Source organism: Comamonas testosteroni (genome assembly GCF_014076415.1).
Classification (GTDB): domain Bacteria; phylum Pseudomonadota; class Gammaproteobacteria; order Burkholderiales; family Burkholderiaceae_C; genus Comamonas; species Comamonas testosteroni_F.
Genome location: NZ_CP043568.1, coordinates 5,740,810 through 5,753,162, shown reverse-complemented (window position 1 = coordinate 5,753,162; position 12,353 = coordinate 5,740,810). Strand labels below are relative to the sequence as shown.

The 12,353-nt window shown below is 63.4% G+C and carries 11 protein-coding genes; 8 read left to right on the top strand and 3 right to left on the bottom strand.

What is annotated here, in order from left to right; genetic code table 11:
- Positions 1-58 precede the first annotated feature (58 nt).
- From F0P97_RS26500 to pyk, 4 genes are all read left to right on the top strand, one after another.
- Positions 59-889 (top strand): sulfite exporter TauE/SafE family protein, encoded by an 831-nt coding sequence (locus tag F0P97_RS26500; RefSeq protein WP_182284992.1) that lies wholly within the window; start codon positions 59-61, stop codon positions 887-889.
- Positions 890-916: 27 nt separating this feature from the next.
- Positions 917-2,326: an aminopeptidase P N-terminal domain-containing protein gene (locus tag F0P97_RS26495; RefSeq protein WP_182284991.1), complete on the top strand. Its 1,410-nt coding sequence runs from the start codon at positions 917-919 to the stop codon at positions 2,324-2,326.
- A 22-nt stretch (positions 2,327-2,348) separates the two neighbouring features.
- Positions 2,349-3,128, top strand: a complete 780-nt coding sequence (locus tag F0P97_RS26490; protein ID WP_182284990.1) for an abortive infection protein — start codon at positions 2,349-2,351, stop codon at positions 3,126-3,128.
- Positions 3,129-3,438: 310 nt separating this feature from the next.
- Complete coding sequence (gene pyk, locus F0P97_RS26485; protein ID WP_182284989.1) at positions 3,439-4,875, top strand: pyruvate kinase; 1,437 nt, start codon at positions 3,439-3,441, stop codon at positions 4,873-4,875.
- Between the two features lie 157 nt (positions 4,876-5,032).
- Here the strand turns inward: pyk and F0P97_RS26480 are convergent, their stop codons facing one another.
- From F0P97_RS26480 to F0P97_RS26470, 3 genes are read right to left on the bottom strand one after another with little or no spacing between them, the layout of a single operon-like run.
- On the bottom strand, positions 5,033-5,608 hold the full coding sequence (locus tag F0P97_RS26480; RefSeq protein WP_182284988.1) for a phosphatase PAP2 family protein: 576 nt from the start codon (positions 5,606-5,608) through the stop codon (positions 5,033-5,035).
- A 26-nt stretch (positions 5,609-5,634) separates the two neighbouring features.
- Complete coding sequence (locus tag F0P97_RS26475) at positions 5,635-6,390, bottom strand: phosphatase PAP2 family protein (protein ID WP_182284987.1); 756 nt, start codon at positions 6,388-6,390, stop codon at positions 5,635-5,637.
- 47 nt (positions 6,391-6,437) lie between these two features.
- Positions 6,438-7,028 (bottom strand): phosphatase PAP2 family protein, encoded by a 591-nt coding sequence (locus F0P97_RS26470; RefSeq protein ID WP_182284986.1) that lies wholly within the window; start codon positions 7,026-7,028, stop codon positions 6,438-6,440.
- A 155-nt stretch (positions 7,029-7,183) separates the two neighbouring features.
- On the opposite strand from F0P97_RS26470, the gene F0P97_RS26465 reads away from it, so the two are divergent.
- The 4 genes from F0P97_RS26465 (at position 7,184) to F0P97_RS26450 (ending at position 12,319) form a co-directional block, all read left to right on the top strand.
- Positions 7,184-7,879, top strand: coding sequence for a response regulator transcription factor (locus F0P97_RS26465; protein ID WP_182284985.1), 696 nt, complete (start codon positions 7,184-7,186; stop codon positions 7,877-7,879).
- 5 nt (positions 7,880-7,884) lie between these two features.
- Positions 7,885-9,234, top strand: coding sequence for a histidine kinase dimerization/phospho-acceptor domain-containing protein (locus F0P97_RS26460; protein ID WP_182284984.1), 1,350 nt, complete (start codon positions 7,885-7,887; stop codon positions 9,232-9,234).
- 130 nt (positions 9,235-9,364) lie between these two features.
- Positions 9,365-10,429: a class II fructose-bisphosphate aldolase gene (fba, locus tag F0P97_RS26455; protein ID WP_182284983.1), complete on the top strand. Its 1,065-nt coding sequence runs from the start codon at positions 9,365-9,367 to the stop codon at positions 10,427-10,429.
- Positions 10,430-10,642: 213 nt separating this feature from the next.
- Positions 10,643-12,319, top strand: coding sequence for a long-chain-fatty-acid--CoA ligase (locus F0P97_RS26450; protein ID WP_182284982.1), 1,677 nt, complete (start codon positions 10,643-10,645; stop codon positions 12,317-12,319).
- Positions 12,320-12,353: the final 34 nt, after the last annotated feature.

The window sequence follows — 12,353 nt, the reverse complement described above, 5'->3', positions numbered from 1 at the left end:
ACTGGCGCAACCGGATGCAAATCCACAGTTCCTCTTGTGGCCGTCATCGGGTGAGTGCATGCAAATCGTTTTCTTCATGGCTCTGGTGGGGCTGGCCGCGTTCTGCCAGAACCTCACGGGCTTCGCGTTCGGGCTGATCTTTGTCGGCGTGGCAGGCGCCACTGGCCTGATGAATATTGCCGATGCGGCCAATGTGGCCTGTCTGCTGTCCATCATCAACGGCGTCAGCTATATGCGCGCCTACCGCTTCGAGCCGGACTGGGCCATGCTCAAGCCCATGCTCATCAGCAGCGTGCTGGGCGTGGTCGGCGGGGTGCTGCTGCTGCACTGGCTCAGCGGCAATACGCTCAACGGCCTGCGCATGCTGCTGGGCCTGGTGATCGTGCTGTGCGCCATGCTGCTGCTGATGCAGAAGAAGGCGTTGGACCAGCCCTCGGGCCCCGTTTCCATGTGGGTGGCCGGCGTGTCGTCGGGACTGCTCGGTGGCTTGTTTGCCACGCCTGGCCCGCCCATGGTCTATCACCTCTATCGTCAGCCGCTGGATCGCATGCTGGTGCGCCACTGCCTGTTTGCCATGTTTGTCTCCTGCTCGTTGCTGCGCGCTGCCATGGTGGCTGTGGAGGGACAGCTGAACTGGGCGGTCATGGGCTGGACGGCGCTGGCCTTTCCTGTCGTCACGGGCGTGACCTGGTGGAGTGCCAGACATCCGCCCGCCTGGCCCAAAAGGCTGGTGGAGTGGCTGGTCTGCGGCCTGCTGATCCTGTCGGGCGCAAGTCTGCTCTGGTCGGGCTGGCGCGCGAGCCAGCCCGAGGTCCTGGTGCCCGATGATGCGATGGCGCTGCTGACCACCGGATTCAGATCGACACAGGGGCAGGAGCGCAATAGCTGACATCCGCAGATGTAAGCTGATGTACAGATGCCCGGCCAGCATTACGATATGCCCATGACTTCTGTATATGCCCAACGCCGCGCACGCTTGGCCGCCCAGTTGGGCGACGGCGGTGTCGCCATCATCCCCACGGCTCCCGAGTTGCATCGCAACCGCGATACCGAGTATCTGTATCGCCACGACAGCTACTTCTACTACCTCACGGGCTTTAGTGAGCCCAATGCCTGCCTGGTGCTGACCAGCGACGGCAAGAGCGTGCTGTTCTGCCAGCCCAAGGATCTGGAGCGCGAGGTCTGGACCGGCTACCGCCTGGGCCCCGAGGCGGCCAAGGCCAGGCTGGGCATGGATCAGGCCTGCTCCAGCGATGAAATCAATTCCCGCCTGCCGCGCCTGCTGGAAAACCGCGAGCGTGTCTGGTTCCCCTTCGCCACCCACAAGGGCCTGGCCGAACAGGTCGAAGGCTGGCTCAGCCAGGTGCGCGCCCGCTCGCGCTTTGGCGTGCTCTGTCCCACACAGCAGGGCGACGCCTGTGCGCTGCTGGATGAAATGCGTCTGCTCAAGGACGAGCATGAGCAGGACATCATGCGCCGCGCCGCGCAGATCAGTGCCCAGGCCCATGTACGTGCCATGCAGCGCTCGGCCCGCATGATCCGCAATGGCGAGGAGGTGCGTGAATATCATCTGGACGCCGAGCTGCTGCACGAGTTCCGCCAGCATGGCTCGCAGTACGTGGCCTACGGCTCCATCGTGGCCGCCGGTGCCAATGCCTGCGTGCTGCACTATCAGGCAGACAAGGCGCCGGTGCGCGCGGGCGAGCTGGTGCTCATCGATGCGGGCTGTGAACTGGATGGTTATGCCAGCGACATCACGCGCACCTTCCCGGCCGACGGCAAGTTCAGCGGAGCGCAGCGTGCGCTCTATGAGCTGGTGCTGGCCAGCCAGGAAGCGGCGATTGCCGTCACCAAGGCCGGCAAGCGCTTCAACGACCCGCATGACGCCACTGTTGCCGTGCTGGCCCAGGGCATGCTGGACCTGGGACTGCTGGACCGTACCAAGTACGGCACGGCCGAGGATGTGATCGAGTCGCGTGCCTACTTCCAGTTCTACATGCATCGCACCGGCCACTGGCTGGGCATGGATGTGCATGACTGCGGCAGCTATGTGGAGCCCAGCGAGCTGGGCGTGGTCAGCGAGCGCAAGGACCCGATCTCTGGTGAAACCATTGCCAATCGCCCCAGCCGCATCCTGCGCCCCGGCATGGTCACGACGATAGAGCCGGGCATCTATGTGCGTCCGGCACCTAGTGTGCCCGAACAGTTCCACAACATCGGTATCCGCATCGAGGACGATGCCATCGTCACCGAAACCGGCTGCGAGCTCATCACTCGCGGCGTGCCGGTCAAGGTCGACGAGATCGAAGCGTTGATGCGTGACTGAGAGGCTTGAACCGGAGCTCAGCATGCCGCAGACCTTTGCCCACCTGTCTCATCGCACAGCTGCCAGGCCACAGTCTGTCGCGCGCATGGGTTTGCTGCTTTGGTTGCTGGGTCTGCCGGGTGTGGTGGCGCTGGCCTGGACGACGCCGCCGGCCTGGCTGGCCGTTCTGGCGAGTGGCGGCTCCGACATTGTGGTTGGCTGGGCCGCGACGGCGGGATTGAGCATCCTGCTGGCGCTGAGCGTGGGCCTGGGGGTCAGTCTGGGCCCGAGGCTGGGCTTGAGTGCACCATTGATTCATGCCCTGGCCGAGGGGCGCATGCCCTGGCGTGGCGTACGCGTGCTGAGCCTGCCCGGCGTGGCCGGTGGCGTGATCGGTGCAGCCTGGCTGGTGACGTTGGCCGTGCTCTGGCCCGAAAGCATGTCTTTTGTGGACCCGGTCTACGGTCTGCCGCTATGGCCCAAGCTGCTATACGGCGCGATTACCGAAGAGTTGCTGTTGCGTCTTGGCATGCTGACGGGCGTGATGTGGATGTTGTGGAAGGCCTTCGGCAGCCCCCGGCAGCGCCCGGACTGGCGGCTGGGCTGGTCGGCCATCGCGCTGGCTGCCCTGCTGTCCGGCTGCATTCCGGTGTTTCTGGGCTGGACCATGGTCGGCGAGCTGCCGGCGCCGGTCGTACTGCAGCTGCTGGTGTGTGAAAGCGTCTATGGACTGCTGGCGGGCATCATGCTCTGGCGCTACGGACTCGAGGCCGCCATGCTCACGCATGTGGTGACCTATCTGCTCTCCCACGGGCTGATCTGAGGCCTGCACATTTGAACCTGCCGGGCAAAACTGTTTCGACGCTGCCATTGATGCGCTGCACAACGCTTGTCGATTCGGCTGCAAGTTTCCCTCTTATGCTTCCGAATCAGTAGCTGCAAGCGCTTGAAATATAAACATTTCAAGCTTTATTTACCCTGATATCAATGATGGGTAGGCGCAAGAAGCTACTGTTTTTTCTGTTCTGCGACGCGCTTGCCTGGTGCTGCAGTGCTGTGCAAGATGCAGTCATGTAACCGCATTCGTGCCAGAATTGAAACCCGATTACATTCCATCGCGAGAGAGACATTTCATGCAAGTGAGTCGTGCTACCAAGATCGTCGCCACACTGGGCCCCGCTTCCAGCGATCCGCAACTGCTTGAACAAATGGTGCGCGAAGGCGTGAACGTCGTGCGCCTGAACTTCAGCCATGGCAAGGCGCAGGACCATATCGACCGTGCCACCATGGTGCGCGAAGCCGCACAGCGTGCGGGCCGCGAAGTGGCCATCATGGCCGACCTGCAGGGTCCCAAGATCCGCGTCGGCAAGTTTGCCGAGGGCAAGGTCATGCTCGAGCCAGGCGAGCGCTTTGTGCTCGACGCATCGCGCACCGAACTCGGCGACATCAACGGCGTGGGCCTTGATTACAAGGAGCTGCCCCGTGACGTGAAGGCTGGCGATGTGCTGCTGCTCAACGACGGTCTGATCGTGCTGACCGTGGACGCAGTACGTGGTGAAGAGGTGCACACCGTCGTCAAGCTGGGTGGCGAGCTGTCCAACAACAAGGGCATCAACAAGCAAGGTGGCGGCCTGACGGCTCCCGCACTGACCGCCAAGGACATGGAAGACATCAAGACCGCGATGTCCTTCCAGGCCGACTACGTGGCCGTGAGCTTCCCCAAGAACGCCACCGACATGGAAATGGCACGCCAGCTGTGCAATGTGGCCGCTGCCCAGTACGGCCACAGGCCCGGCCTGATCGCCAAGATCGAGCGTGCCGAGGCCATTCCGCGTCTGGAAGAGATTCTCAAGGTCTCCGACGGCATCATGGTTGCCCGTGGCGATCTGGCTGTGGAAGTGGGCAATGCCGCCGTGCCCGCGCTGCAAAAGAAGATGATCCGCATGGCGCGCGACATGGACAAGGTGGTGATCACCGCGACCCAGATGATGGAGTCCATGATCACCAACCCCGTGCCCACCCGTGCCGAAGTGAGCGACGTGGCCAATGCCGTGCTGGACGGTACCGATGCCGTGATGCTGAGCGCCGAAACCGCTGCCGGCAAATACCCGCTGGAGACTGTGCGTGAAATGGCCGCCATCTGCGCCGCTGCGGAAGCGGCCGAAGACCGCGTCAAGGATGCTGATTTCAGCAACAGCCAGTTCAAGCGTACCGACCAGGCCATCGCCATCGGCGCGCTGTTCACCGCGCATCACCTGGGTGCCAAGGCCATTGTGGCGCTGACGGACTCCGGTTCGACCGCGCTGTGGATGAGCCGTCATCGCATCCATATCCCCATCTACGCCCTGACGCCCAAGCTGGCCACGCAGCGCAAGATGGCGCTGTATCGCAACGTGCGTCCTTTGCTGATGGATACCAGCGCCGAGCGTGACATGGCGCTGGACCAGGCCAAGGGCCACTTGCTGGCCCGCGGCATCGTGCAGTCCGGCGATGTCTACGCCATCACCTGCGGCGAACCCATGGGCCAGCCCGGTGGTACTAATATGCTCAAGATCTGCCGGGTGGAATAAGCCCCCTGAGCGGCTATGCCGCTTCCCCCCGAGGGGGACGGCATCTTCGCTGCGAGGCGGCTCTTGCTCGATGCCTCTGACTTGAAGCATGCCTCATCAAAAAAGCTCCCAGCGCTCATGGATAAAGCGCTGGCAGCTTTTGTTTTGATAGCGTGCCTCAGCCGATCTGGGTTTGCAGCCGGCGCTTGAGCCGTTGGCGGCGCCGGGCTTGTTTAATCTGCAGGGCGCTGCGCCAGACCAGCACGGCGCTGGCGGCACCGACCAGCATGCCGGCCAGAACGTCCGACGGGAAATGCACGCCCAGCACCACGCGGCTGAGTGCCACGCTGGTGGCGAGAAGCCATGCGACAACAACCAGCCAGCGCTGGTGTCTGCCCACTCCCAGGTTGATGCCCTGAGCCAGGGCAAAGGCGCCGGCGGCGTGCATGCTGGGAAAGCTGGCGCTGACACCATGTGCTATCCACTGCATGCCCATGCCCAGTTGCGCCGGCCTGGGCATGGGCAGGCCCCAGCGAATCAGACGGCAGGCCAGCCAGGCACATGCCATGGACAGCAAGGCCAGTTGCAGGCTGCGCTGCCAGCCCTTGGCAAGCGCCAGCATGGCAGCAATCACGGGCAGGGCGCACAGGCCGGGCAACCAGTTGGAGGCAAAGCGCGAGGCTTGAATCCACCACAGCGGGCTCTGGGTGTTGGCATTCAGAAAGTGAAATACGGGGGCATCGAAGAGCAGCATGAATGACCTTTGCATGTGTGCTGCGCTCAGTCCTGGGCAAGCAGCTCGTCGGGAGACATGGCTGTATCCGCCGGTGCCTGGCGCGCCAGGCGGCGGGTGGTCAGCAGATCGCAAAACCAGCTGGCCGTCCAGCAAAGCCAGGCGGTCCACAGGGTGTGGCTCATGAAGTGGGCGCCGCGCATCTGCTGCGCCAGGCCCAGGGCAAAACCAGCCACCAGGGCCGCAGCAAGCCACAGGCGCGCGGCGCGCGGCAGGTCGTGGCGCAGCGCAAAGTAGCCGCTGATGAAGGCAAAACCCGCCGAGGCGTGGCCGGCTGGAAAGCAGTGGCCGCCGCCACCGTCTGTCACTCCCCAGGCCCAGTGAGAGACATAGTGGCCCACGCCGCCAAAATCGCTGAGATCCCAAGGGCAACTGGTGACACTGATGCGTTTTATCAGGGTCATGACGACGAGCGCGATCAATGAACCCACCACCAACTGTATCCGGCGTGGATAAGGCACGTTGCGCAGCCAGCCGACGGGCCACCAGATCGTCAGGCTTAGCCCCATCACGATGATCCAGGCCAGCTTGCGCGCGCCTTCATGGGCAATATTGACCATGAACCAGTCGTTCTGCAGGGCAAAGCCCTGGCGGTTGCCAAACCAGTGCGCCATGGGCATGTCCAGGGCGCTCATGTCCCAGGCCAGTACGCAGGCCAGGGCGATGACAGTCCAGCCCAGAAGGGCTGGAGAGGAGGCTGGGCGAAGAGGAGGGTAAGGGATCGAGGGGGCGGACGACTTCATGCCCGCCACGATAGAAAGCGCTGCTTAACAAGCGCTTAAGGTCTTGCTCAGCCCTGGGCCGTCCATGCGCTGCGCAGGCGTCTGAGATGCGGCATGACGCGCAGATGACGGCGGCGGCGCAGCTGGAAGGCGATATGCCAGACGATGAGGGCACCGCTGATGCCTACCAGCGCGCCGGCCATCAGATCGGAGGCAAAGTGCACCCCCAGATGGACGCGGCTCCAGGCGATGCCGATGGCGGCTATCCAGGCCAGCCAGACCAGCGGCTTGCGGTGGCGGGTTGCGCCCAGGCTGAGGGCCATGGCCAGGGCAAAGGCTCCGCTGGCATGCAGGCTGGGAAAGCCGGCACGTCCGCCATGCTGAATCCATAGCGTACCCAGATTGAGCTGGAATGGGCGCGGAGCCGGGAAGCCCCAGCGTATGAGTCTGGCGATCAGCCAGGCCATGGCCATGGACAGCAGCAGCATCAGCATGGTGCGACGCGTTGCCGGTGAGCCGAACACCAGGGCCAGCAGGACCAGAGCGCCGCTCAGATTGGGCAACCAGGCCGAGAGCGAACGTGCCAGCTGGATGCTGAACCAGTGCGTCTGAGCATCGGCATTGAACAGCGCAAACAGAAACGGATCGAAGAAGAACATGAAGGCGCTGCGGCAGGTTGCGGCAATGGAGGGTGGCCGATGTTAAGGCGAAATGCTGGCTTGCGGATGTCAAGCCCATGCGCGATCAGGGGAGGTGTGCATCGGCGTTGACCGGCAAGTTGAGTGGATTGGGGATTGCCGCGCACAATGCGTGCATGCGAATTCTGGTGGTCGAAGACAACGAAGGCATTGCAGCGGGGCTGCGAACCAATCTCATGCAGCGCGGCTATGCGGTGGACGTGTGCGCCAGCGTGGCCGAGGCCTGGCATGCCCTGAGTGCCGAGCGCTTCGATGCCGTGTTGCTGGACCTGGGGCTGCCCGACGGCGATGGCAGCGAGGTGGTGCGCCGCCTGCGCCAGCAGACCGGCCGGCCCGGCGTGCCGCAACTGCCGGATCCGGCCACGCCGGTGCTGATCCTCACGGCACGCGATCAGGTGCAGGACCGGGTCGCGGGGCTCAATCTGGGTGCCGATGACTACCTGGTCAAACCTTTTGACATGGACGAGCTGGAGGCCCGCTTGCGCGCCATGATGCGCCGCGCGGCCGGTCAGGCATCGCCGGTGATCCGCCATGCGGATCTGGAGGTGGACCCGGCTGCCCGCACCATCAGGCAGGCGGGGCAGAAGGTGGAGGTTTCACCGCGCGAATTTGCCGTGCTCTGGGCCTTGTTGCTTGCGCGCGGGCGGGTGCTGTCGCGCCCACAAATCGAGGAGCATCTCTACAGCTGGGGCGATACGGTGGATAGCAATGCCGTGGAGGTCTATGTCCACCATCTTCGCAAGAAGCTGGGCCAGAAGATCATTGTGACCATGCGCGGCGTGGGCTACTTCATGCCGCAGGAGCAGGAGTGAAGGCCATGCCGCAGACCGGCATGCGCCGCAGCTCGCTGCAGCTGAATCTGCTGGCCTGGATGTTGGGCGCGCTGGCGCTTGTCTGGGGCAGCTTTGTCATCTGGGGCTACCAGACCGGGGTGCACGAGGCCGATGAGCTGACCGACGGACACCTGGCAGGAGTGGCTGCGCTGACCTTGAACTGGCATGTGCAGGACGATGTTCCTGTGCGAGATTCGACACCGGTGCAGCGTCCGCCTGGGCTGCGTGCCCACGATTATCAGGAGTCGCTGAGCGTGGTGCTCTGGAATGCGCAAGGACTGCTGATCTCGCGCACCGGACAGGCGCCTTTGCCGGATTTCGACATCGAGCAGGGCTTTGCCACGATTGGCGCGGATGAACGCAAGGCCTGGCGCAGCTATACCCAGTGGAGCCACGACAAAACAGCCAAGGTCACGGTGATGATCGACCTGGCCGAGCGCGACAGTCTGGCCGACGACATCGCCATGCAGATGATAGAGCCGGGCTTCTGGCTGCTGCCCGTGATCGTGATTGCGCTGGGTGTGGCCATGCGCCGCGGCATGCGTCCTCTCAATCAGCTCACGCAACGCGTGGAGGCGCTGGATCTGGGCCGCGACCAGCGCCTGTCCGACGCCCATGTGCCGCGCGAGCTCTCGCCCATGGTCAGCTCCATCAACACCTTGCTCGACCGCCAGCAGGAGGCACTGGAGCGCGAGCGCAATCTGGCCAATGAAGTGGCCCATGAGCTGCGCACGCCGCTGGCCTCCATCGCTTTGCAGGCCCAGGCACTGAAGTCGGGGGGGCAGACCGATACTGCTGTCATGCAGGCCGCGCTGCAGCGCATTGGCCAGGACGCCCTGCATGCCGGCCATGTGCTCGATCAGTTGCTGACCCTGGCCCGGGCTGGACGCGGCATGCTGGATGCGCCTTTGCAGCCCGTGAACTGGGCCGATGTGGTGCGCGATGTGGCGGCGGCACAAGCTCAGCATGCCTGGCAGCGTGAAGACATGATCTCCGTGGACGCCCCGCAGGAGCTGCCTGTGCGCGGCAATGCGCTGCTGCTCGACTCAGCCCTGCGCAACCTGGTGGAAAACGCCGTGCGCCACACGCCGACGGGCACACAGATCGAGGTGCAGGCCGGTCTTGATTCGACCCGTGCGCTGGCCTGGGTGCAGGTCTGCGATGACGGCAGGCGCGATGCCGCGCCGGTCCATGTGCCGCCCGTGGACAGTCTGCATCTGGGCCATGAAATCGTCAGCCGCGTCATGCAGGCCCATGGCGGGCGCTTCATGGTGGCCGAGGCACCGCAAGGCTTCACCACCTGCTATCGCATGGAAATACCGCTAGCCGGTTAAAATGCCCGGTTACTAAGCGGTTACCGAAGCGTGGCCGCTGGTCTTTCCCCGGACCACAGCTGTCGTGCGGCGCACTGCAGTGATTCATCGCCGGGGGCGTTGCCTCTCAAAACTTTGAACGGAACCCACCATGCCTTTGATCTCGATGCGCGAAATGCTGGACCATGCTGCTGAAAACGGCTATGGCATCCCCGCCTTCAACGTGAACAATCTGGAACAGGTCCAGGCCGTGATGTCGGCGGCTGACGAAGTCGGTGCGCCCGTGATCCTGCAGGCCAGCGCTGGCGCCCGCAAATACGCCGGCGAGCCCTTCATCAAGCACCTGATCCAGGCTGCTGCCGAGATGTATCCCCACATCCCCCTGGTGATGCACCAGGACCATGGCACCACGCCTGAAGTCTGCCAGGGCGCGCTGAACCTGGGCTTCGGCTCTGTGATGATGGACGGCTCGCTGATGGCCGACGGCAAGACGCCTTCGTCCTTCGACTACAACGTGGACGTGACCCAGAAGGTGGTGGCCATGGCCCACCAGATCGGCGCCACCGTGGAAGGCGAGCTGGGCTGCCTGGGCAACCTGGAAACCGGCGAAGCCGGCGAAGAAGACGGCATCGGTGCCGAGGGCAAGCTGGACCACAGCCAGATGCTGACCGACCCCGAAGAAGCTGCCGTGTTCGTCAAGGCCACCCAGCTGGACGCGCTGGCGATCGCCATCGGTACCAGCCATGGCGCCTACAAGTTCAGCCGCAAGCCCACAGGCGACATCCTGGCGATTTCCCGCGTCAAGGAAATCCATGCCCGCATCCCCAACACCCACCTGGTGATGCATGGCTCCTCCTCCGTGCCCCAGGAGCTGCTGGCCATCATCAACCAGTACGGTGGCAAGATGAAGGAAACCTACGGCGTGCCCGTGGAAGAGATCCAGGAAGCCATCAAGTACGGCGTGCGCAAGATCAATATCGACACAGATATCCGTCTGGCGATGACCGGCGCGGTGCGCAAGTTCCTGGCCGAGAACCCCGACAAGTTCGACGCCCGCGAATGGCTCAAGCCTGCCCGCGAAGCGGCCAAGCAAGTCTGCAAGGCCCGCTACATCGAGTTCGGCTGCGAAGGCCAGGGCGCCAAGATCAAGGGCTACAGCCTGGAGCAAATGGCCAAGAAATACGCCGCCGGCGATCTGGCCCAGCTGGTCAAGTAAACTCAAGTTTGATAGCTGTCAGCGCTTTACCAGTAAGCGCTTGAGGCAGAAAACATTCAAAGCCCGCAGCCTGTTGCCTGCGGGCTTTTTTCATGGCTTATGACTTCTGTTACCAAGGTGACCCGGCTTGTTTCCTAGGGTTACTACAGTATCGAACGACCGTGCTTTTTATCACAATGGCCGGATCAGACGATAAGACACGGAGACAGAAGAATGAGTGACCGTCCTTGGCTGAAAGCATATCCAGAGGGAGTTCCTGCGGACATCGATGCGTCCCAGTATCCATCGCTGGTGGCCTTGATGGAGGAGGCATTTGCCAAGCATGCCGACAAGGTGGCCTATTCCTTCATGGGCAAGGAGTTGACCTTCGCCCAGGTCGATGCGCAGAGCAAGCTCTTTGCCGCCTATCTGCAAAGCCTGGGGCTGCAGCGCGGCGACCGTGTTGCGCTGATGATGCCCAATATTCCCCAGTATCCGGTGGCCGTGGCCGGGGTGCTGCGTGCCGGCTATGTGCTGGTCAACGTCAACCCGCTCTACACGGCGCGCGAGCTCGAGCATCAGCTCAAGGATTCGGGCGCCAAGGCCATCGTCATCATCGAGAACTTCGCCAAGACGCTGCAGGACGGCATGCATGGCAGCGCCGTGCAGCACATCGTGCTCTGCGCCATGGGCGACGAGCTGGGGCTTCTGAAGGGCATGCTGGTCAATTACGTGGTGCGCTCCGTCAAGAAGCTGGTGCCGCCCTTCAGCCTGCCCGGTGCCGTGCGCTTCAAGGACGCACTGGCCAAGGGTCGCGGTGCGACCTTGAACGCGCCGGTGCTCAAGGCCGACGACATGGCGCTGCTGCAATACACGGGCGGCACCACGGGCGTGAGCAAGGGTGCCGTGCTGCTGCACAGGAACATCATCGCCAACGTGCTGCAGTCCGAAGCCTGGAACGAGCCCGCCATGAAGAAGGTGCCGGCCGGTGAACAGCCCACCAGCATCTGTGCGCTGCCGCTCTATCACATCTTCGCGTTCACGGTGAACATGATGCTGGCCATGCGTACCGGCGGCAAGACCGTGCTGATCCCCAATCCGCGCGATCTCAAGGCCACGCTCAAGGAGCTGTCCAGGCACCGTTTCCACAGCTTTCCGGCCGTGAACACCTTGTTCAACGGACTGGCCAACCACCCCGACTTCGGCACCGTGGACTGGAGCCATCTCAAGGTCTCGGTGGGCGGCGGCATGGCCGTGCAGAGCGCCGTGGCCGAGCTGTGGCTCAAGAAGACCGGCTGCCCCATCTGCGAGGGCTATGGCCTATCGGAAACCAGTCCTTCGGTGACCTGCAACCCGGTCACGGCCACGGCTTACTCGGGCACCATCGGCGTGCCCCTGCCCAGCACCTATGTGAAGCTGGTCGGCGACGACGGCCAGGACGTGAGCGAGCCGGGTCTGCCCGGCGAAGTCGCCGTGCTGGGCCCGCAGGTCATGGCCGGTTACTGGCAGCGCCCCGACGAAACCGCCAAGGTCATGACGGCCGACGGCTACTTCCTGACCGGTGACATCGGCACCATGGACGAGCGCGGCTTTGTGAAGATCGTGGATCGCAAGAAGGACATGGTCATCGTCAGCGGCTTCAATGTCTATCCCAACGAGGTCGAGGACGTGGTCTCCAACTGCCCCGGCGTGCTGGAGTGCGCGGTGGTCGGCGTACCCGACGAAAAGTCCGGCGAGGCCATCAAGCTCGTCGTCGTCAAAAAAGACCCGGCATTGACGGAGCAGGCCATCCGCGACTACTGCCATGCCAATCTGACTGGCTACAAGCGTCCGCGCCACATCGTCTTTCGCACCGATCTGCCAAAGACTCCCGTGGGCAAGATCCTGCGCAGGGAGCTGCGCGACGCCTGAGAGTTTTTCATCTTGTCCTTCAAGGCGAGTTCAC